The organism is Burkholderia sp. FW306-1C-G01B, from assembly GCF_058781685.1.
This window is the reverse complement of the sequence record NZ_JBYSWZ010000001.1, coordinates 94,766-117,058: the sequence shown is the minus strand read 5'-3', so window position 1 is coordinate 117,058 and position 22,293 is coordinate 94,766. Positions and strand designations below refer to the sequence as shown.

Annotated in this window: 15 protein-coding genes; 9 read left to right on the top strand and 6 right to left on the bottom strand. The window is 61.0% G+C overall.

Annotation, left to right across the window (positions count from 1 at the left end; genetic code table 11):
• Window positions 1-9 precede the first annotated feature (9 nt).
• The 6 genes from tssE to tssK all read right to left on the bottom strand — a co-directional run bounded on the left by tssE (window position 10) and on the right by tssK (window position 7,733).
• Window positions 10-432, bottom strand: coding sequence for a type VI secretion system baseplate subunit TssE (gene tssE / locus AC3WLY_RS00495; protein WP_310131575.1), 423 nt, complete (start codon window positions 430-432; stop codon window positions 10-12).
• The gene (tssH, locus tag AC3WLY_RS00490) at window positions 429-3,143 is read right to left on the bottom strand and encodes a type VI secretion system ATPase TssH (protein WP_492308442.1); all 2,715 of its coding nucleotides are present in this window, start codon (window positions 3,141-3,143) and stop codon (window positions 429-431) included. The genes tssE and tssH overlap by 4 nt, the downstream gene beginning before the upstream one ends.
• 145 nt (window positions 3,144-3,288) lie before the next feature.
• Window positions 3,289-3,774 carry an Hcp family type VI secretion system effector gene (locus AC3WLY_RS00485; protein ID WP_006479553.1) on the bottom strand — a complete coding sequence of 162 codons (486 nt, stop codon included), beginning with the start codon at window positions 3,772-3,774 and terminating at the stop codon, window positions 3,289-3,291.
• A gap of 94 nt (window positions 3,775-3,868) precedes the next feature.
• Complete coding sequence (locus AC3WLY_RS00480) at window positions 3,869-5,632, bottom strand: OmpA family protein (protein ID WP_492308522.1); 1,764 nt, start codon at window positions 5,630-5,632, stop codon at window positions 3,869-3,871.
• The gene (locus AC3WLY_RS00475; protein WP_310131665.1) at window positions 5,629-6,384 is read right to left on the bottom strand and encodes a DotU/TssL family secretion system protein; all 756 of its coding nucleotides are present in this window, start codon (window positions 6,382-6,384) and stop codon (window positions 5,629-5,631) included. The genes AC3WLY_RS00480 and AC3WLY_RS00475 overlap by 4 nt, the downstream gene beginning before the upstream one ends.
• Window positions 6,384-7,733, bottom strand: a complete 1,350-nt coding sequence (gene tssK / locus AC3WLY_RS00470) for a type VI secretion system baseplate subunit TssK (RefSeq protein ID WP_492308443.1) — start codon at window positions 7,731-7,733, stop codon at window positions 6,384-6,386. Before tssK ends, AC3WLY_RS00475 begins: the two co-directional genes overlap by 1 nt.
• 574 nt (window positions 7,734-8,307) lie before the next feature.
• Here tssK and tssB point away from each other — a divergent pair.
• The 9 genes from tssB (at window position 8,308) to AC3WLY_RS00425 (ending at window position 22,292) form a co-directional block, all read left to right on the top strand.
• Window positions 8,308-8,820: a type VI secretion system contractile sheath small subunit gene (tssB, locus tag AC3WLY_RS00465; protein WP_034185094.1), complete on the top strand. Its 513-nt coding sequence runs from the start codon at window positions 8,308-8,310 to the stop codon at window positions 8,818-8,820.
• A 73-nt stretch (window positions 8,821-8,893) separates the two neighbouring features.
• Complete coding sequence (gene tssC, locus AC3WLY_RS00460) at window positions 8,894-10,444, top strand: type VI secretion system contractile sheath large subunit (RefSeq protein ID WP_175960474.1); 1,551 nt, start codon at window positions 8,894-8,896, stop codon at window positions 10,442-10,444.
• An 80-nt stretch (window positions 10,445-10,524) separates the two neighbouring features.
• Window positions 10,525-12,864 carry a type VI secretion system Vgr family protein gene (locus AC3WLY_RS00455; RefSeq protein ID WP_492308444.1) on the top strand — a complete coding sequence of 780 codons (2,340 nt, stop codon included), beginning with the start codon at window positions 10,525-10,527 and terminating at the stop codon, window positions 12,862-12,864.
• A gap of 8 nt (window positions 12,865-12,872) precedes the next feature.
• Window positions 12,873-15,491 (top strand): glycoside hydrolase family 19 protein, encoded by a 2,619-nt coding sequence (locus AC3WLY_RS00450; RefSeq protein WP_492308445.1) that lies wholly within the window; start codon window positions 12,873-12,875, stop codon window positions 15,489-15,491.
• The gene (locus AC3WLY_RS00445; RefSeq protein ID WP_492308446.1) at window positions 15,488-15,985 is read left to right on the top strand and encodes a hypothetical protein; all 498 of its coding nucleotides are present in this window, start codon (window positions 15,488-15,490) and stop codon (window positions 15,983-15,985) included. Before AC3WLY_RS00450 ends, AC3WLY_RS00445 begins: the two co-directional genes overlap by 4 nt.
• 318 nt (window positions 15,986-16,303) lie before the next feature.
• Complete coding sequence (locus tag AC3WLY_RS00440; RefSeq protein ID WP_492308447.1) at window positions 16,304-16,960, top strand: hypothetical protein; 657 nt, start codon at window positions 16,304-16,306, stop codon at window positions 16,958-16,960.
• Window positions 16,961-16,989: 29 nt separating this feature from the next.
• On the top strand, window positions 16,990-17,247 hold the full coding sequence (locus AC3WLY_RS00435) for a PAAR domain-containing protein (RefSeq protein WP_492308448.1): 258 nt from the start codon (window positions 16,990-16,992) through the stop codon (window positions 17,245-17,247).
• A gap of 90 nt (window positions 17,248-17,337) precedes the next feature.
• Window positions 17,338-18,489 (top strand): hypothetical protein, encoded by a 1,152-nt coding sequence (locus tag AC3WLY_RS00430; RefSeq protein ID WP_492308523.1) that lies wholly within the window; start codon window positions 17,338-17,340, stop codon window positions 18,487-18,489.
• Entirely contained in the window at window positions 18,486-22,292 is a 3,807-nt protein-coding gene (locus AC3WLY_RS00425; RefSeq protein WP_492308449.1) for an ImcF-related family protein, read from the top strand. The genes AC3WLY_RS00430 and AC3WLY_RS00425 overlap by 4 nt, the downstream gene beginning before the upstream one ends.
• Window position 22,293: the final 1 nt, after the last annotated feature.

The window sequence follows — 22,293 nt, the reverse complement described above, 5'->3', positions numbered from 1 at the left end:
CGTGCGCGATCATGACCGATCGATGCGCCGTTCGACGCGCAGGCGGCCCGGCGGCTCGAAGTAGGTGCCGAAGCGCACGAGCCCGGCGTTCTTCAGGTGGCACGTCATCTCGAAGCTGACCAGGATGCCGGGATCGCGGTTGTCGACGATCCCGACGTCGATCGAGCGAATGCGCGGCTCGTACTTCAGCAGCGTCGCTTCCATCTGCTGCTTGAGCAAGTGCGCGGATGCGGGCAGTGCTTTATAGATGTTCGTGAGATCGGGCAGCCCGTAGTCGGGCAGGTGCTTGAGCGCACCGGCCCGCGTATTGAGAATGCGGCGTACGTTCTGCTGCACGCTCAGGCATTCGAGCGTCCGGTCGTCGTAAGCGCTGATCGGTTCGCCGCCGATCTGGCCGAGCAGCATGTCGTAGAGCGAGGGGCCGGCAGTCATCGGTCGTTCCATCGTGTAGTGCAGGGATCGCCGGCAGCCGGCGCATCGACGAAGTCGATCGTCAACGATCCTTCGGCCGTGGCCGACAACAGGATTTGCCCTGGCGTCATGCCCGATGCCATCCGTCCAAGCAGTTCGCGGGACACGACCGGCAGCACGCGCTGGTTCAGGAACGCGTCGACGCTGCGTGCGCCGGATTCGCGTGATACGCAGTGCTGCGCGATCGATTCGATCAGATCGTCCGCGCACGTCAGGGAAACCGCGTGTTGCCGATGGAGGCGTTCGGCGATCTTGTTCAGCTTGATCCGCACGATCGATGCGAGCGCTGCCGCGCCGAGCGGCCGATAGACGAGTGTCTGAAAGCGTGCGAGCAGTGCGGGCTGGAAGTGCGAGACCAACTGGGGATGAACGGCTTCGCGCAGCGCTGCGTGCGTGATCGCTGGATCCTCGGCCGTTGCATCGTCGATTTGCGCGCTGCCGAGATTGGACGTCATCAAGATCACGCAATGGCGGAAATCGATTTTGCGTCCCTCGCCGTCGCGCATCGTGCCGCGGTCGAACACCTGATAGAAAATGTCGAGCACGTCGCGATGCGCTTTCTCGACTTCGTCCAGCAGCACGACGCTGTACGGACGCTGACGCACGGCTTCGGTCAGGACACCGCCGCGTCCGTAACCGACGTAGCCGGGCGGCGAGCCCTTGAGCTGCGACACCGTATGCGCTTCCTGGTACTCGGACAGGTTGATCATCGTCAGTGCGGCTTCGCCGCCGAACAGCAGGTCGGCGAGTGCCAGCGCGGTTTCGGTCTTGCCGACGCCGGACGGCCCGGTGAGCAGGAACACGCCGAGCGGTGCGTGCTCGTTCTTCAGGCCGGCCTTGGCGGTACGCAGGCTCTCCGCCAGCGCACCGATCGCATCGTCCTGCGCAACCACGCGCGCAGCGAGCGTCGCTTCGAGCGTGAGCAGGCTCCGGAGTTCGTCGTCGACGAGATTGCCGACCGGCACACCGGTCCATTCCGCGACAACGCGCGCGATGGATTGCGCATCGACGTCGGCGGCGATCATCGGCGATTTGCCCTGAACGGTCGATAGCGCATCGATGGCATTGGAAATGGCCGCCGGATCGGGCGCGGGGCCGGCTGCGCCGCGAAGGGTGCGCAAGACGTCGACGAGTTCGCGTTCTCGCGTGTACTGGCCGAGCAGCATGTCGGCGGTGTCGCGCACCGCGTCGTGTTCCGTGTCGATCGTGGCGCGCCGTTCGGCGACATCGCCGATCCCGGCTCGGGAATCCGCATCGAGCGCGGCGCGTTCCAGTTCGAGTGCCGTCAGCGTCGCGCGTGCCTGCTGCAGTTCCACCGGCGGCACGTCGAGCGCCATGCGCACTCGCGCGGCCGCCGTGTCGATCAGATCGACGGCCTTGTCCGGCAGTTGGCGGGCCGGGATGTAGCGGCGCGACAGCCGCACGGCCGCGACGATCGCATCGTCGCGAATGTGGACGTCGTGATGCTTCGCATAGCGGCTTGCGAGCCCGCGCAGCATCAGGCAGGCCGTGTCGTCGTCGGGCTCGTCGACCTTGATGACCTGGAAGCGCCGTTCGAGCGCTGCATCGCGTTCGAAATATTCCTTGTACTCGGCCCATGTGGTCGCCGCAATCGTGCGCAACTCGCCGCGCGCGAGCGCCGGCTTGAGCAGGTTTGCCGCGTCGGCGCCGCCCGCCGCGTTGCCCGCTCCGATCAGCGTATGCGCTTCGTCGATGAACAGCAGGATGGGTGTCGCCGATGTCCGCACCTCGTCGATCAGGTTCTTCAGTCGTTGCTCGAATTCGCCCTTCACGCCTGCTCCGGCCTGCAGCAAGCCGAGGTCGAGCGTCAGGATGCGCGTGTCGCGGATCGTTTCCGGAACGCTGCCTTCGATCACGCGCAACGCGAGCCCTTCGACCAGCGCGGTCTTGCCGACGCCCGGCTCGCCGACCAGGATCGGGTTGTTCTTGCGACGGCGCGCCAGCACGTCGATCATCAGCCGGATCTCCCGGTCGCGGCCGAAGACGGGGTCGATCTCGCCACGGCGGGCCTTCTCGGTCAGGTCGAGCGCAAAGCGTGCGAGGGCATTGTCGTCGGTGGCGTGAGACGGTGCGTGCCGGGCGTGACGATCGGTGGAGGCTTCCGTCTCTGCATTGCCGGACTGATCGGCGGTTGGCGACGTTTTCGGCTGCAACGTCATTTCATCGGACGCGTTCTCGGATGAACGCCGCCCGATCCGGGGCAGCACACGCCGGATCTGCGCGCTTGAAACCGACAACAGCGGCCACGCACGTTGCGTGCGCAAGACGTGTGGCGCGTCGACGATCGCCTGCAGCAGATGGCCCGAACGAATAGTGCCATCGGAATCGTCCGACACCGCATGCGTCCACGCATCCTCGATCACCGTCGCGAGCTGTCGTGACAGCGCCGGCATGCCGCGCAACGTGCGCGGCATGCGGTCGATCACGTCGATTAACGCATCCCACACCGCATCGATATCGAGATCGTAGTGGCGCAGGATCGCCGGAATGTCGCCGTCATCTGCTTCGATCAGTTTCAGCACCCAGTGCTCGACCGCGATTTCGTCCGCGAGCCGGGTCTGGCACAGGCTCGCGGCGGCTTCGAGCGCGCGCGTGCAATGAGGATTGAGACGGCGAATGAGATGGGAGGCGTCCCGGAGAGGCGGCGTCATGTCGATAGCGGATCAGGAAGGGAGGAGGGCGTGCTCGTCGATGCCCATGCGAACCTGCGGAACCGGTTGCGGGCGAGCGGGCGGGCAGCCGATGCGTCGGAATCCGGCGCGAGCACGCACCGGATTCCGCCAGTCGGTCAGCGCATCAGGAACGTTCGTTCCACGTGTCCTTGTGGATAATGTTGCCGTCCTTGTACGACCACGTGATCGTCTCGTAGCGCAGTTCGACGTCTTCGAGATGGTTGTGTTTCTCGTAGTCGGGATTCTTGATGTCGAGCATCTTCGGCTTCACGGCGACGATCTTCACGTTGTCGAGCTTCGTGTTGAAGTACTCCTTTTCCTTGCCCGCGTCGTCGATCTTGTACCACTTGATCTCGACCGACTTCAGGGTCTGGCCGCTCGTCACGGCCTTGTACAGGTACGGCGTCGACGCGTCCGTCTCCTTCGTCAGCGTGATCGGCTTGTGCACGCGCGTGCCGGTGAGCTTGCCCGTATTGCCGTCGGTCGGGATGTGCACGCCGTGATCGAACGCGACCAGTTCGACGCTGCCTTCGCGATCCTGGACGGTCACCGAACCCTTGATGTCCGCACCGCCGTCGTCCTTGAGCCACATGTAGGCCGGAATTGCCATCTGTTCACTCCTTCTTCTTCGTACTACGAATCGCCGGAACCGGATTCCGGCACTGACAAACCCGGGACGGATGTCCCGGGAACCCAAACGCGTATTACCTCGTGGTGCCGATCGACACGGCCGGCGCCGGCATGTCGGGCACCAGCGTGATTTCGACTCGACGATTCTTCGCCCGTCCTTCGGGCGTGGCGTTGTCCGCCACCGGCCGCGTATCGCCGTAGCCCTGAATCGCGAATTGCGTCGTCGGCAAGCCCGATGCATCGACGAGCCAGTCGCGCACGGCGGTCGCGCGGTCGATCGACAGTTTCAGGTTGCGGTCGGGGCGGCCCTGGTCGTCCGCATAGCCCGCGACAAGTACGCGTTTGCCGGGATGCGCGTTGATCAGTTCGAGCGCATCGACCATCGCGCGCGTGGTGCCCGGCTTCAGTTGTGCTTTGCCGCTGTCGAACAGCGACATGCTGTCCAGCGTGATGACGGCGGGCGGCGGCGCGGGCGGTTCGTAGGAGGCGATCGCGTCGTTGAGCATCGGCAGCAGTCGAGCGCCGCGATACGTGCCGAACGACAGGCGGAGCGGAACGCCGATGCGGGCATGCCGGTCGAGTTCGTCGCGGTCCGACGAAAGGGATTTGAGCGCGTCGCGCTTCGCGGCGTCTTGCGCAGCGGGGAGACGGTTGTAGCGCTCGACGTGTTCGCCGATTCGGGTCATCAGCGTTTCGTTGTTCTTCGCGGCGCCGCAGATGGCGGCGGTAGCGGCGCAAGCAACGATCGCGACGACATGCGCGGCTGCGGTGACGCGCGGCGCCCGCCGCAACCGGCGCGGCATCGCGTCGATCAGCGGCTGCGGCAGCGGCCATGGGGAAGGCGATGCAGGTAGCGCGGCCGGTGCGATGCCGATGCGCGATCGGACGTCACGTTCCCATGGCTTGCCGGGGCCCGTCGCGGGGCCATGGTCGATCCAGCCGGCGCCGAACAACGGCCAGGGCGACGCAGGCTGGCGTCGGTCCGTCAGCGTGTCGAACACGGCGCGGCGAGTCCATCCGATCATCGATCCGATCCCGGCGGCGCGTGCCGCGACTGCGTGGCTTCCGTCGGCATGGAGGGCATCGGATTCGGCTGCGTCGATCGCGGAGTCGAAACGGTGCATGTCCGTGATCGGTGACCCTGCGGATACGCCATACCATTGGGCCACCGGCCCCGCTGAAGCGGCTGTATCGGAGAGTCGCTGATAGATCGCGACGTAGCCCGGCAACGACGCGCCAAGCATGCGCGACGTGTCTGCAACCGCCTGCCGGATGACGCGGAGCGTTTGCGACAGCAGATCGTCGTTCGCATGCAGTCCCGGCGCGACCGACAACACGACGCAATCGGGGGCATGACCGTCTCGCCACTGGCGGACCGCGACGGCAAGGCGGGGAAGATCCTGCGGGCGATCGGCTCGCAACCAGATTGCGCCGTCGCCGACATGGACGAAGCGCGACCGCGTCGCGTCGCGATCGAACAACGCGGGCAGGCCGTCCCCGGTGACGAGGGCGAGCGGCATCCTGGTGCGCAGCGCGACGGGCAGGTCGGCGGTCGCCGCGCCGAGTTGCGCGATCACGTGCACGTTTTGTTCGCGGGCATGCGTCAATCTGCGCGAATGCAACCAGACGATCAGCGCCGAAAGCGCGACGACGATCGCAATCAATCCCCACATGACGCCGCGGTCGATGGGCAAAACCCATCCGATGACGGCAAGCGCCAGTGCGGCCGATATCATCACGACCGTGCGCAGCGGGTAGCCGAGGCCCGACAGGGCCGCGCGCGCGGCATCGGAGTCGGCACGGGTTGCCGCCGGCGGGAGAGCGGTATCGGAAGTCACGGCCGCTTCGCTTTCTGGACGAGTTGTGCCAGCTCCGCATCGAGGATGCGATCCCACGCGCCCCACACGAGTATCGCGATCACGCATGCTGTTCCCGCGATCGCCCACGGCGACAGACGTCTGAGCCCGTCGATCAGCCGCGTGTTCGAGCGGTCGGTGACGAACCCCGGCTGCGCGGCCGGTCGCAACCGATCGATCTGTGCGACCAGCGCAGCGATCACGGCCTGACGCTTCGCTTCGCCGTCGTGGGCTTCCGCCGACAGGTTCGAACGGGCGGCGTAGCGGCCACGAAATCCGAGGCCGAGCACGGCCGCATAGCATTCGAGCAGGTCGACGTTCGGCGCGGGTTCGCGCATCCGGTGCTCGAGGCGCTCGTAGATGCGCGTTCCCGCATCGTGAGTGCCGAAGCGCTCGACCTGCAGCGGTCGCGACTCCCAGTTCCCCTTGTCCGATGCGGGAAGGTACCGCAATGCCGCTTCATCGATCAGCCCGCATTGGGCGAGGACGGCGTCGTCCCGGATGTCGGCGGCGATCCCTTGCGCATCGAGTGCCGTCGCGAACTGTGCGATGAGCCTGACGCACTGCTGACGCAGATTCTCCTGGCTGTCCACCTGCCCACCGTTCGACAGGTGAGTGACGAGCAGCGCGGTATCGCGCAGCAGCGCCCGCATCGAAGGCAGGGGCGAGCGGCCGGACGATGGCTCCTGCGCCAGCAACGCGGATTCGTGACGAGTGGAGACGATGGCATTCATCAGCGCAGCACCGCATAGAGTTCGATCGACGCGTCCGGAATCGACGCGGGCAGGTAGATCTGGCAAGCGCGTGCGGCGAGCATCCGCGCATGCGCGGCGTCATGCGCATCGAGCGCAAAGTAGTGGTTGTCCAGCCGGACCGGAATGGCGCCGGGCACGCGCTGCACGGCCTTGAGCGGAATGCCGGCCACCGCGGAATTGACGATGTGCTCGACGTCGTCCGGCGCACCGATCTTGCACAGGCGCGAAAACTGTTCGACGAGCTCGAATGCCGGCAGCGCGGCGTTGACGGACAGGTACCAGTCCGCCGGACCTTCGATGATGCGCTCGTCGCGGAACTGGCCGGCCCAGGTTGTAGGCGCGGTGTGCGAAAGCCCGATCGACACGACGCGCGACGGGATGATTGCGTCGAGCAGATCGCGGATCAGAGATTCGAGCGTCGTAAAGACGCCGTGGGCGTCCGCGTGATCGTAGGGGGGAATGTCGGTCAGCGACATGTGTGTAGAGAACGTGAGCAGCGATCCCGCCAACTGGGCGAGCACCTGATACAGACGATCGGTGGGCTGTGCCGGATGCGACGCGAGAAAGCGCAGCTGCGGCCATGCCTGATGAATGCAATGCAGGAGCCAGAACAGTTGGACATCGGCGATGCCGTACTCGGCCACCTGCTCGATGCGCTCGCTGCGGCGCGCACCGAGGAGCGCGCTTTTGGCGGCGAGGATATCCGCAAGCCGCCGGATGCGCTCGATATGCAGTGCATGACCAGACAGCGACAGGCAGGGCGGCACATATCGGCGGTCGACCTGGAACTGGCCGCCCGTCGTGCGCGTCAGGCGTGCGATTGCGCATGCCGTGTCGTCCGCATGCGATTCGAAGCCGAACAGCAACCGCACGGCGTGGCGTTCGGCGGCGATCTCGGTTTCGCTCGAACCGTTCAGGTCCGTCACCTTGACGAACTCGCGATACGCGCGACGCGGGCGGGCCAGCGCCGTTTCGTCGAAACGACAGTTGCTTCCATTCGCATCGGGTAGCGCGAGCGCGGCGAGCACGTCGACGGTTTGGGCATCGGCCGGAATTTCGCCGGCGAGGTCGCGTGCCGGCGGCAATGCATCGGCGACGGTTGTGTCGACAGGCGTGCCGTCGGGGAAGCGCAATTGCAGCCGGGTAAGCTTCAGGCGACCGGAAGACAATGCCTCCTCGTCGACCTCGACGCTCAGCGTTCCCCATGGCGATACGGACAATGCCGACGCCAGTTGTTGCAGCGCGAACTCGTTCCAGCGCTCCTGCTGCTGGAAATGCTGCTGCGTAAGAATCAGCCCTTCATGCCAGAGCGGTTTGTCGATCCGCATGGTTTGGTCTATATCGATTAGGAATTATGAGGCGCCGATTCTAACCATCGTTTTCAGATTTCGTATACCCCGGGATTGGGTAAATCGTTGACGAATGTGTCATTTATATCGAGATATGTAGGGGTTTAATTTTGAGATTTTGTGGGTGAGTTGGCTTTGTGGCGGGTGGATTTGCGATGCGCTGTTTTATTGGGATTTGTGTGCCCTTTGGGATTGGTTTTTGTGCATAAAAATCATCTATTTGGGTGGCGTGTGGCGTTATTTGAGATTGGTTTTTGATGTGGGTGGACCTCGGTTTGTTGAAGTGCGGTCGGGTTTTGTGTATTCGTACTAGTATTATTCGAGAGGTTGTGTTTTCGATTGATATTCGATTTTAAATTTTGGTGGTTTACTTCATGTGAAAGGGCGTGATATTTTTTGCCGCCTGAATCGGATGTCGTGCCGCGAATATCCGAATCGGTCGTCCGTCAGTACGAGCTGCAGGGTTGAGCAAGGGTGACGTGAACGACAGGGCACCAGCGGTTGCGGGTGCACATCGCGGAGTCTTCAAGCTTCCTGAGATAAGGAGAACGAATTGGATAGCTTTCAGCGAGAGATCCCGAAGAGCCGGGTGTCGATCACCCTTGATCTGCATACGGGCGGGGCGCAAAAGAAGGTCGAGCTGCCGCTGAAGCTGCTGGTGGCCGGCGACTTCAGCGCCGGTCGCGAGCAGGCGCCGCTGGCCGAGCGGAAGAAAGTGAACATCGACAAGAACAACTTCGATGCCGTGCTGGCCGACTACGCACCGGATCTCAAGATCGCTGCGGACAACACGCTGGCCGGCGACGGTTCGGAGTTGCCCGTCAACCTGTCGTTCCGGTCGATCAAGGATTTCGAGCCCGAGCAGGTGGCGCGCCAGATTCCCGAGCTTCAGGCGCTGCTCGCGATGCGCAATCTGCTGCGCGACCTGAAATCGAACCTGCTCGACAACGGCACGTTCCGTCGCGAGTTCGAGAAGGTGCTGAAGGACGACCGCCTGTCCGCGAAGCTCCGTGGCGAACTCGCGCAGATCGCGACCGCCGCGACGCAGCCGGAAGGGCATGCGTGAGCGACGCTGGGCAAAACGCGCGTTCAGCGCATTCCGCAACATCGTAGCGATTCGATCGCAGACAGGACCCGAGATGAAACCCACCGAAACGCAGCAGGCCGGCGCGACCGAAACCGTCGTGCTGGACGCCCCGCACGGGGATATCGACAGCGTCTATGCATCGCTGTGCAGCAAGATCAACCTGAAGCCCGTCAACGAAGCGCGCCCGCTCGAGGCGTTCCGCGACAACGACATGCTGTCCGAGGCGTCAGCCGACGAGCGCATCGCACGCGGGATGGGCGCGTTCCTCGAGCTCGTCGCGAAGGCGAGCCAGCCCGTCGACCGGCTGGACAAGTCGCTGCTCGACTTCCATATCGGCCAGATCGACCGGCAGATCGGCCGCCAGCTCGACGCGGTGATGCATGCGCCGGAATTCCAGGCGCTCGAAGCACGCTGGCGTGGCCTGAAGATGCTCGTGAGCCGTACCGATTTCCGCAAGAACGCGCGAATCGAGGTGCTAGACGTGTCGAAGGATGCGCTGCAGCGCGACTTCGAGGACACGCCTGAACTGATCCAGAGCGGCCTCTATCGCCTGACGTACATCGAGGAATACGACACGCCGGGCGGCCAGCCGATCAGCGCGATGATCAGCGATTTCGAGTTTGCGAATTCGCCGATGGATGTTGCGCTGCTGCGGAACATCTCGAAGGTCGCTGCCGCCGCGCACATGCCGTTCATCGGCTCGGTCGGGCCGGCGTTCTTCGGCAAGCAGTCGATGGAGGAAGTGGCGGCGATCCAGGACATCGGCAACTACTTCGATCGCGCCGAATACATCAAGTGGAAGAGCTTCCGCGATACCGACGACGCGCGCTATGTCGGCCTCACGATGCCGCGCGTGCTCGGCCGTCTGCCGTACGGCAAGGATACGGCGCCGGTGCGGGCGTTCAACTACGAGGAAGCCGTCAAGGGCCCCGATCACAACAAGTACCTGTGGATGAACGCGTCGTTTGCGTTCGCGGCGAACATGGTGCGCAGCTTCGTCAGCAATGGCTGGTGCGTGCAGATTCGCGGGCCGCAGGCGGGCGGCAAGGTCGAGGATCTGCCGGTCCACCTGTACGACCTCGGCACCGGCTACCAGCCGAAGATTCCGACCGAGGTGCTGATCCCGGAAACGCGTGAATTCGAGTTCGCGAATCTCGGCTTCATCCCGTTGTCGTTCTACAAGAACCACGACTTCGCATGCTTCTTCTCCGCGAGCTCGGCGCAGAAGCCTGCGCTGTACGAGACCAAGGAAGCCACGGCGAACAGCCGCATCAACGCGCGGTTGCCGTACATCTTCCTGCTGTCTCGCATCGCACACTACCTGAAGCTGATCCAGCGCGAAAACATCGGCACGACCAAGGATCGCCGTCTGCTCGAACTCGAACTGAACGGCTGGATCAAGGGGCTCGTGACCGAGATGAAGGATCCCGGCGACGAGTTGCAGGCATCGCATCCGCTGCGCGACGCGAAGGTGACGGTCGAGGACATCGACGACAACCCGGGTTTCTTCCGGATCAAGCTGTTCATCGTGCCGCACTTCCAGGTCGAAGGGATGGATATCGGGCTGTCGCTCGTGTCGCAGATGCCGAAGGCCAAGAACTGATCTGACGTTTGTGTGCGAGCCGCCGGGGCGTCGATGGTTGCCCCGGCGGCGCAGCGCGTTTTGTGCGACCGGGAGAATCCATGTCGATGATTTTGCCTACGCAGGCTTATGAATTGAAGCTGGCGCCGCATCCGGCGCCGTTCTCGATCCTGACGTTCACCGGGCTGGACCGCGTGAGCCAGCTTTATCGATACGAGATCGAATTCACAAGCCCGGCGGCCGGGATTCCGATGGACCAGGTGCTGGGCCGGCCGGCGAAGTTCAGCGCCGATCCGATCGATCCGAACATGGATTACCTGCGGAAGATGTTCGGGGAGAACGCGGCGCAGTTCAGTGCGAAGCCTGCGGTGTATACGGTTCATGGCGTGATCACGCAGTTCGACGAGTTGGAGACGTCGGCGGATGAAACGCGCTACCGGGTCGTGCTTGAGCCTACGCTGGCCGATCTCGATCGTGGGGTGACCAGCCGGCTGTTTCAGAAGCAGTCGGTCGAGGAGATCGTGACCGATACACTGCGGCATTACGGGTATCGCGCAGGTGTCGATTTCCAGTTTCAGTTGCGCGGGCAGTACAAGCGCCGCGATTACGTGACGCAGTATCACGAGACGACGTTCGCGTTTATCCGGCGCATTTGCGCGGAAGAGGGAATCTGGTTTCGCTGGGAGCAGAAGAAGGATCGCGCCGTGGTCGTGTTCGGCGACGATCTGGATGCGTATGCGCGCAAGCAGCGCACGGTGCCGTATCGACGTGACTCGGGGCTGGAGAGCGTCGGCGCCGATGCGATCAAGACACTCGGGCGCGAGATGAAGCGTGTGCCGGAAGCGGTGCGGTTGCATGACTACAACCATCGGCAGGCCGAGGTGTCGTTGCTGGTCGAGGAAAACACGGCGCGCGACGACAAGACGACGAACGCCATCGATTATCGCTGGGGCGAGCATTACGAGACGCCCGAAGAAGGTAAGCGGGTGGCCCGGTTGCGGCACGAAGCCTATCTGGCCGAGCAGATCACGTTCAAGGGGACGGGTAATCCGTTCTGGCTCGAAGCCGGTGAGGTGATGCGGGTCGAGCCGAATCAGGTCGATGCGAAGCACGGGATTTTCGTGACGTCGGTCGAGTCGCGCGGCGGGCGGAACGAGGCGTACTGGGTGGCGTTCGAGGGGATTCCGTCGGATCGCGTGTGGCGTACGTCGGTGGCTTCGGTTTCGCGGCCGGTGGTTGACGGGATTCTGCCGGCTCGGATTACGTCACCGGGGAATTACAAGTACGCGTATCTGACCGAGCAGGGCTGGTACGTGATCAAGCTGCCGTTCGATCTCGACGAATGGAGCCCGGGTGGGACGAGCCGGCCGGTGCGGTTTGCGAAGCCTTATAGCGGTGACAACTATGGACATCACTTTCCGCTGATCGACGGGGCGGAGGTGGCCATTGTCCATACGGACGGCGATCCGAACCGGCCGGTGATCATCGGGGCGATGCATGACAGCGTGCATCCGGATCTGGTCAACAACCTGAACCATACGCGGAATCTTATTCGTACTGCTGCTCAGAATGAGTTGCGGATGGAGGATAAGGAGGGCAACGAACACGTCCATCTGATAACGCCATTCCGCGCGAGTCAGCTGAATCTCGGCTTCATGGTGGACACCGATCGCAAGGCGCGCGGAAAAGGTGCCGAACTCGCCACCGCCGGTCACGCGTCGATTAGGGCAGCAGACGGCGTGCTCATATCGGCCGAGGCACAACCAGGCGCGGCCGGCGAGCAGCTTGCTATGCAGAATGCGGACGCGACGTTCGCGCAGGCCGAAGAAATTCTGCGTTCGCTCAATGACGCCGCGAACGCGGCCAAAGCACTCCAGGCTGAGGCTAACCAGCAACGCGTGCTGATCGAGCAGACGCTTAGCCGCCTCCAGAAGCCAGTCATTGTAGCGAGTGCGCCAGAAGGTGTTGGCATCGCCAGTGGGCAGCATGTTCAGATCGCTGCACGCAAACAGATGTTTGTCACGGCTGGCGAAGGGCTCGACATCGGCGTGATGAAACGCGTCACGGTGGCGGCCGGCGAAGCGATTTCGTTCCTCGCGGCAAAGTTCGGAATCCGGCTCTTCGCAGCAAAGGGCAAGGTACAGATTCAGGCACAAGGCGACGGCATGGAGCTGATGGCAATGCAGGACATGCTGATGAGCTCGTCGGACGGCGAAGTCACGATAACGGGTCGAAAGGGCGTCACGATCGGTGACGGCGCGGGCGCTTATATCAAGCTGTCAGGCGGAAGGATCATTCTCGGGAGTCCTGCGGGCGAGATCGAACTGAAAGGCAACCTGACCGTCAACGACGCCGCCGGCGGTAGTTTCAAATTCCCGACCTGGTCCGCGGTGCCGCTCAACGACGTGAAGAACGCATTGAATTTCGGATTTTCGGAGTAAGCCCGACCATGGCGACCAAAGCCGCACCGAAGAAATCACCGACGCCGCCGCAGCCTGCCAAAGCCGGTTTGAAGCAATTGTCGTTCGCGTTTCCGTTTTTGCGCAAAGGGCAAGGTCAGTCCGAGGCGTCCACTCGATTCACCAACGAGCACGATATTTATCGATTGCTGGCCGAGCGTGAGTCGTCCGGTACCTATCTCGCGAGCAGTAACGGCATGTGGCATGGCGGCATTCATATCACGGAGGCTGGTGCTGGGCAGTCGCTGGACCTCGATGCGGGATTGCGGTGCATCGCCGATGGCATGTTGATCGCGTTTCGCGCTAATAAGACCTATCCAGTCAGCGAGGTTGCAACGGCAGATGGCGGATCGCCGTACGAGGCACCGTATAGCACGGCCTTTGCGCTGGTGCGACACACGATGGAGTTCCCACGGGACACGAAGCTGACGTTTTACAGCTTATACATGCATCTGATGTCCTGGGAGGACTACGCAAACCTCCCGAAGCGGGAAAGGCCGTCGTATTGGCCGCGGCAATGGCTGGTGACGCAGTATGCGCAGGACAAGCAAGCGTCAGGCCGAAGCGGGCAGGCTCCCGATCCGGCACAGCAGGGACTGCGTATTCGCAAGACCCCGGGCGGTAGCCCCATCGCGATTCTTCCGCAAGGCGCCAACGTCGGCATCGGGAAGATTGAGACGAAGAACGGAAAGCCGTGGGGACAGTTGACGGATCTTCGTGGGACATCACTGTATCCACAGAAAGCAGGTGAATACGTCGAGCCGTCGAGTGCGATCGGTCAGTGGGTCTTTCTCGGCCAGGAAAACGGTGGTCCGGTCGCCGAAGAGACGGTTGAGGACTCTATATTTGATCGGGTTGTCGTGACGACGGGCCAGAGTGCGCCAGGTGACGCGTCCGGCATTCCAGTCAAGGCCGGAGACCTGATTGGGCACTTGGGGCGCTACGACTCGCTGAACCAATGCAGTTCGGGGACCCGAATGGCACACATCGAAGTCTTCTGCGATGACAGCATTCAGTCGTTCCTCGAACAAGGACGTGCATGGGTCGATCGACACGGCCCGAACAAGGAGGACTGGGCGGCACTGGGCCTGCCATCGGAGCCGACGATCCTGCGGATTGCACCGGGTACGCTGCTGTATCAACGTACTCAAGACAAGAAAAAATTTGTCCCTGGTGTTGACCCACAGTCGAGAAAGACGGACGCCGTTCAGGTGTATTCGCTTGCTGAACTGGCACGTGACCCGAATCGACGAGTCGCCGAGCCGCGTCCGAATCCAGATCCGGGTTATTCGGTGAACTGGTGGCATGTTGACGGTGTGAATGCACAAGGTCAGCCGATTGACGGCTGGGTGTGCGACTTCAACCACGCGGGCGGTCGGGTGACGCGGGAATTCGCACAGAAGTGGATCGATTTCGAGTGCGTGGCGGATGCCCATGATCCGGCGCATACGATCTTTGCGACAACACAGGCGTGGGTTGATTATGCGAGCGGCGCCAATGTTGACGACCTTGCTTCGCGGTCGAAGCTCAGTCCGTTGATGCTCAAGGTGTATGACGCTCTGTTTACGGCAGGAGATGGCAAGCGAGCGGCTGATGAACTATGCATGCTGTCGCGGACCGAGCGTGGTGGATATCCGTGGTTGATGCAGGCGGCGTCTCGGCTGATCGTGAAACACGAAAGTGAGTGGGCGAATCCATCTAAATGGAAGCAGTTGATCGCGGAATTAGAAAAGCAGGCAGGGCTGAAGCCTCGGTATGTAGAAGAACAGAAACGCATCGACCAACTTGCGTGGTGGGAGGATGTAAGGGCAGGGGCGGCGGACTTCCCAGGAGCAGACGTTTTTCACGTTAACCCGATCGGAATGGTAGGCAATTTTATTGGGGGTAAATTTCAGTTCACCTTGCAAATGATGAAGCGAATATTTCCGGCTGCCGACATTGAAATTCTCCAGGCCGTGATTGATGAGTTCAATGCGCATATCGATACTTATAAGTTGAATACACCTCTTCGGCGGGAACATTTTTTTGCGCAAGTAATGCAGGAGACTGGACCGTCTTTAAATCTTGAGGAAGGTTTTGTTTGGGGTTCCGAGGCATTGATAATAAAATTCTCATATTTTAAGAAAAATCCAAAAATCGCCAGGGCGCACGGTTATGAAACAAAAAAAGGAATTAAGGCGGATGGAACTCGTATGACCCGGGAGGATTTTGAGGTTATCGCGAATGGTGCGTATGGCGGTCGAGCCGAACTGGGAAACGGGGATTATGAAAGCGGCGACGGATGGAGATACCGAGGGCGAGGTATGAAACAGCTCACAGGTCGCGAAAATTATAAGGATTTCACTGGTTGGAACAAAATAAATTGCGCTGAGTGGCCTGAGGATGTTGTGGATTTCGAAGAAGACCCTGATCTCTTGACGCAGCCTAGATACGCCGCTAGATCCGCTGCGTATTTTTGGGTAAGCCGTCATCTTCCAGATATAGCCGATAGAGGTGCGACGGCAAATCAAGTGAATGCAATTACTGCTATTGTAAATAAAAGAACTGATAGCTACGCTAAGCGGGTTGATAACTTTGAAAAATTTCACAATCTTGGAGATTTTAATTGAGTCGTCATATGTGTTGTGTTTTGTTTTTCTCAATTGGCATAATCTCCGCGATTGGGGTCAAGGGGGAGGCGCATGCGGTTGAGATCACGCTATGCCAGCCACATGAGGAAATTTACTTTAGTTGCTCGCTCGGGGAAAAGATAGTTTCATTGTGTGCGTCAGGTAATATTTCGCCAAACAATGGATACGTGCAGTATAGGTATGGTGTGCTGGATCATATCGAAATTCAGTTTCCAAATAAGCCTTACCCTCCGAATAGGCGTTTCGCGATCAGTGATATTTCGGTTGGAAATTTGAATTATGTGCATATAAAATTCAAGCTTGGAAGGTATGATTATGTTATATATCAAGGTTCTCCGAGTGGTGTTTATATAAAAAGACGCGGAAATCTCGTTTCAAATGAAGTCTGCGGGCAAGGTGAATACCAGCAATTAAACCAGCGGACATTTCGTGGGTTAAGGGCGGGGCCACCTGTTGATGGTGTAGATAATTGATGTGCACTTCGATACTCCCTGCGTTGCCTTGTCACTGCTTCTGGTGTGAGTTAGTGCAATATAGTGTGAGTTTATTCGGGGTAAATTTGTCCGAAGTACGGATCCGTGATGTAGAGAAATCGATGGTGTTGCCTGGTTTGGCTTGCGCCCCGAGACAATACATCACCAAGTAGTCCCGGAATCTTAATTCGACATATTCGTGAGTCAATCGTGCGTCGGCGGTGCGCGAGCTGAAGTGCGATTCGGTTCGAAATGTTTTTTTGGGGGGGGCTAAATCATTTTAAATGAATAATTTTATGTTGGGTTTGAGGTGTGAGCGTGAAATTAATGTTTTGGGTTTCAGTTAATTTTATGACGTTAGTGCCAGTTTTTTCGTTTGCAAGCGATCAATCATTTTCTAGGGTTTGGTCAATCAGGGAGGATGTCGCGAGGCAAGGCAAGTCATACTCTACATTTGCCATCGAAATTGACAAAGATGCGGCGGGAAATATTTCCGGATCATATTGTTTCATTGCGCGCTACGGAAATAGGATTGATTGCAGCCCGGACGGGGAGAAAAATTTAAGTGGTCGTGTTGAAGATGGTAAAAATAAGGCGCGTTTGAATTTTTATTCGTTTTTTGGTGCCGCCGATGGAGTGGCGGAAATTACAGTGAGTGGCGATCGATTGCTATGGAATGTTGTTGAGCAACCGCAAGGTGGAGATTACTACGGTCCCCTTCGAGTTGAGTTGCACCGAGATGATTTGTTGAGATATCACTCCGTGGAGAGAAAGGTCGTGGCAAAAATAGCATTTTTGTATGATTCTCCATCAAAATCGCAAGTAAGTCGCGCCTATGTGATCAAGGGCGATTCGGTAAGGGTGGTCGAGGTATCTGCCGATTTAAAATTTTGGAAAATTGAATTTTTAACAAAAAATGGGAATCGTCTTAATAAATGGATTGACTGCTCGGAAATTGATTTTTGCGCTAAGTAATTGTCCGTAGCCACAAAGGAAAACGCGAAATGAAAAATATCGCATACGAAGGCGACACAACGAGCCACGGCGGCAAGACCCCGACCGGCTCGGATCGCATCAAGGTAAAGGAACGCCGAGCCGCCCGTGTGGGTGACAAAGTCTCGTGCCCGATTCACGGCGACAACGAAATCGTCGAAGGCAGCGGCAGGATGAAGGATGGCACCACGCCGCTATCGCGCGATGGCGATCACACGCGGTGTGGGGCGGTGCTCAGTGCCTCGTCCACCGGAGCGCAGGTCAGGTAAGCGATGCCCGTCGATTTCAATCGCGTGCCGCCGCGAGTGGATGTACCGCCTCCGCCTCGGGTCTCAATGATCGTCTGGATACCCTTGCTGGTGCTCGTCATGGCGGCCGGGGCTGGGCTGGCGATCACGTTTTGGCCGACGGACCGCCCGACGAATGCGGCGTGGTTCTGGCTCTGTGTCGTTGGTTATCCCTTCCTGGTCTGGGCTTTCCTGCTATTCGCGTGGCTCGCGTATGGCTACACCCGTCGCAATCAGGCGATCGCGACCAACCGCGTGAGTGATGAGGCCGAGCAGGCATGTCACGCAATGGCAAGCAGACCGCTTGCGATACTGGGCCATGCATGGTGCTTCGCCGCGAACGATTGGGAAAACTCGCTTGAACGGATACTGACGGGAACTGAGCTGGCGAAGCTTCGGCCGAGCGGCGCGGTCGCGGATAGCGAAGTCAATGCACGTTGGCTCGACATCCCGGAGATGCATTTTCATCCGGGTAACGAACTCACTGAACATGCTCGGCATCATGCCGTGTGTACGTGGCTGCTCGAACGCTTGATAGACCGCTTCCTGCCACAGCTCAATACGCTCCCGCCGCGAACGAAGCTTCAGATCGAGCTTCATCATCGATCCAGGCTGAAATCCGAGGCTTTCGAGACCCGACTACGGGAGGTGCTCACTGAACGAGTGCCTGCGTTGAAGGTGGACGTCACATCGGGTGAACACACGATTTCGCTCTTCCGAACGGACGCGTGGCTGGACAATCGAGCTGTCGATACGGTCCACCTGCTGGTCGCCGTTGAGCTTCGCGATGCAATCAGTTCCGTCCTGTCCGATGGCGTTGCAGAGGCGGGTGTCGCGCTGCTCGTCGGACACCCGCGCCTTGAGTCATCGGCCATGCCAGCCGGGTTGCGATTGCATCGCCCCGCCCGAGGCTCGCTCGATACCGCCGCCCGGACGCTTGAGCTTGCCGCGCACTGGGGACAAACTTCGCGCGACCGTCTGCGCACAGTGTGGACGCATGGCCTGACCGGCGACAGAGTCAGTGCAGTTCGGCAAGCCGCGTCGCTTCCCGACGAGACGCGATGGATCTCGCTCGAGACGTCGGTGGGCGACTGTTCCGGCGCAGGGCCGTGGTTGGCTGCTGTCCTTGCTGCAGAAAGTGCCCGGACAACGGGCGACCCGCAACTAGTGATGTGTGGCGAAGGTGAAGAACTGATCGCCCTCATGTGCAGAAAGCAGACATGAATGATAACAAGAACGACAACAAGACCCTGCCGGCAGGCCTCTTCATAGGCATCGCAGCAGTGATCGTCTTCCTTGCGCTCGGTAGCGCGGTATGGATGGAGGGGCCCCGCCACGGATGGTCGCGCGATACCCGGATCATCATCGAGCTTTCGCTAGCGGTGGGTTTGCTGATCGTGATCCTGCTGATCAAGTACTTCGAGTTTGTGCTGCTTTCGATTGCCTCGCTGAGAGCATCCCGTTGGTTTGCTCGTTACGACGCCGGAAAACGCGCAGCGTCCGTCGACCACAACGATCAGGGCGGTCCACCGGGGCCAGTCGACAGAGCTACGGCGCTGCGGAACCTCCTGCGTGACCGTCACGGCTGGCGTTGGCGCTATCGCGAACGATGGGTGCTCGTCGCCGGCGACCTGCCGCTGGTGAAGCGCTTGGTACCGGGACTTGCCGACACGGGGTACGTAATCAACGGCGATACGATCCTGCTGTACGCCGGGCAAACCCGCGACACGCTCGAGACGGAATGGCTCGATCAGATCCGCCGCCTGCGCCGGTACCAGCCGATTGACGCGATCGTTGCGGTGACACGTAACCGCAGTTCGGCGGACGTACCGTTCGACGTCGATGGCGTTAGCCGGCAACTGGCGCTTCACGCACGTGCCCTGCGTTGGGCGGCGCCCGCATATCTGCTCGACGCCACCGATTTCGGCAGCATGACGTCGAGCCCGGATGAAGCAATCGGCTTTACCTGGTCGAACGCGTGCCTGAACGCTGAAGATATCGATTCGTCGCTGCAAGATCTCACCTACGACCTGGCGGGCACGGGGGTTGTACGCCTCACCAAAGACGCACGCGATCGCTATCCCGTCGAGCTGTCGCAGCATATTGCCAATCTGCGCTCTGCGTTGACGGGTCTCGTGCTGAAAGCTAACCAACCCCGTATCGGAAAACATGGGGTTCACGGCCTACTGTTCGCGCCATTGTTCAAGGAGCGCGAACCAGGGCTGCCGTTATCAAGCGATACGAACGACGACGACTCGCCAACCGGTCCTCAACACCGAACGATCTGGCAGACCGTCGCCGATCACAGCCGCAAGGTTCATGGTCGCCGCGTCGGCTTTTCGCCGTCGACCACGGCGGCGTGGATGGCGATCGCCGTGATCGGCTTCTGGATTGCCGGCACGATGCTGTCCGGCTTCGTCAACCGCGCAACGATCGGAAGTGCTGCAGACACGGTCTCGAAGCTCAAGGGAATCCGGAATCCGACGCAGTCACTGCAAATGCTCACCGACCTTGACCGACAGATCGACACGCTTGAAATCCACCAGCGCACCCGCGCACCGCTGCGTGCCCGCTTCGGCCTGAACCGCGACCACGCATTGCTCGATGCCCTCTGGCCGCACTATGCGGATGCGGCGAACCGCATTCTCGTCGGTCCGATTCGCCGGCAGCTCGAGGCGCGATTGCATCAACTGGCATCGTTATCCGACGCAGAAATCGCCAGCGGCGGCGATGCGCAAGTACAAGCCGCATACGACACGCTCAAGGCCTATCTGATGCTCGCGAAGCCGGAGCGCGCGGTGGCAGCATTCCTGACATCCCAGCTCGTTGCGACGTCCATGCCGGCGCGCCCCGTCAATTCATCGTTGTCGCCAGGCAGATGGGAGGACTTGCGGCAGCAAGCCATTACATTCTTCACGAATCATCTGGAACCCGGTGCGAAGTTGACGGCGGCTGCGTTGGCAATTGCTCCGGACGGTACCTTGATCGCAGCAACCCGCCAGACGGTGATCGGCGTTCGGGGCATTCAGAATTCGCGGGACGCGGTCTACCAGCAGATCCTCGACGAAGCGACGCCGAAGTACCCACCGGTATCGCTCGCCACGCTGCTGGGTGACGCGGCATCCCAGGCCGGTGCCGGTGGCGCGACAAGCCGTGGTTTGTTCAACACGACCATGACCATACCGGGCGTATTCACGCGCGCAGCATGGGACGAACGGATCGCCAAGGCCATCGACGAAGCCGGCGAGCAACACGACGTGGCAAGCGACTGGGTGCTTTCCGACGCCAAGGCCGCCGGCCAGTCCTCGTCGACCCTAAAGGACGAACTGCGCCAACGCTATTTCGACGACTATGCGCGTGCCTGGGCACAGTTCCTCAACAGCGTGCGCTGGCAACCGGCGTCGACGCTTTCCGCAACGTCCGATCAGCTGACCTTGTTGGGCGATCCGCAACGTTCACCGCTCGTCGCGCTGATGAACGCGATCGTCTATCAGGCGGGAACGGGAGCCAATACGCAGTCGCTGTCCGACACGCTGATCAGCAAGGCGCAGCAGCTCGTCGGAGCCGACGAAAAGGATCCGTCGAAGCAGGTCAAGCCGCAGCTCGCACCGCTGGCGGCGGTGTTCGGGCCGATCCTGCGCCTGACCGGCAGCGATCTCGTCTCCGGCGTGCCGGCCAACGGCAAAACCTCCGCAGCGCAAATGGCCGCGACAGGCGACCTGAGCCTTGCCCGCTATCTGGAGCGCATTACGGCCATGCGCCTGAAGACGTCGCAGATCGTCTCCAGTGCCGATCCGGATGCGGTTGCGCGACTGGCCGCCCAGTCGGTGTTGCAGGGCAAGACATCCGACATCGCCGACAGCCGCGACTATGCGAGCCGGGTTGCAGCGAGCCTCGGCGAACAATGGTCCGGCTTCGGCACACTGTTTCGGGCGCCGTTCGATCAGGCATGGCAGGTCATCGTGCAGCCGGCCGCGTCGAGCCTGAACGAAATCTGGCGCGCGGCGATCGTGGCCGACTGGAACAAGTCGTTCGGCGGCCGCTATCCGTTCGCGGATTCGGACAACGACGCGTCGCTGCCCGAAATGGCACGCTTCATGCGGCCGGATGGCGGCGTGATCACGCAATTCGTGACGACGCAGCTTGCCGGCGTCGTCGAACGGCAGGGCGACCGCTGGGTGTCTGCACAGGGCACCGATTCTGGTGCGCTGACGATCGATCCGGGTTTCCTGAGCGGGTTGAACAAACTCACGCGTATTTCGACGGTGCTGTTCCCGTCCGGCGATGCGCGCGTGCGCTACGAGTTGCAGGCGGTGCCGACGCCGGGTGTCACCGACGCGCGATTCGTGTTGTCCGGCCGCGAATTGCACTACTTCAACCAGAAACAGGAATGGACGCCGTTCGAATGGCCTGGCCAGTCGCTCGAAAACCTGTCGCATATCGAATGGCAGACCGAGCAGGGCGGTTTGCGGACGGCGCTCGATTCGCAGGGGCGCTTCGGCCTGATTCGTCTGTTCGAGCGGGCGAAGGTCACGCAACAGGACAACGCACGTTACTTGCTGACCTGGACGCCGGATACGAGCCAGGGTATCCCGCTCAAGGTGCAACTGCGCAGCGAGGCGGGCGCCGGCCCGCTCGACGTTCTCCAGTTGCGCAACTTCGTGCTGCCGGCACGGATTTTCATGACCGGTGCGGTGAGCGCCGGGCCGAAGGTGTCGACGGCCAGTCCGCCGCCGTTGCCGGCTGCGGCGATTGCCGCAGCCAGGCACGCTGCCGTGCCGCTGCCACCAGGGCTGCCGGGTGCGATGACGTGGCCGGATGAAGCGATGCCGATGGAGGCCGAGAAGGTATCCCGTCAGACGACCGCGATAGCGGAAGCGCGACCGAGCACACCCGGCGAGAAGCCGCCAAAGAGCGATCCGCGGATGGCGGTGTCTTCGCTGGCGACGACGTCGGCATCTTCCGATGCCTCCACCAGACCGTTCGGACACGCCCTCCGTTTGCTGGGCGACGCATTTGCGTTCTGAG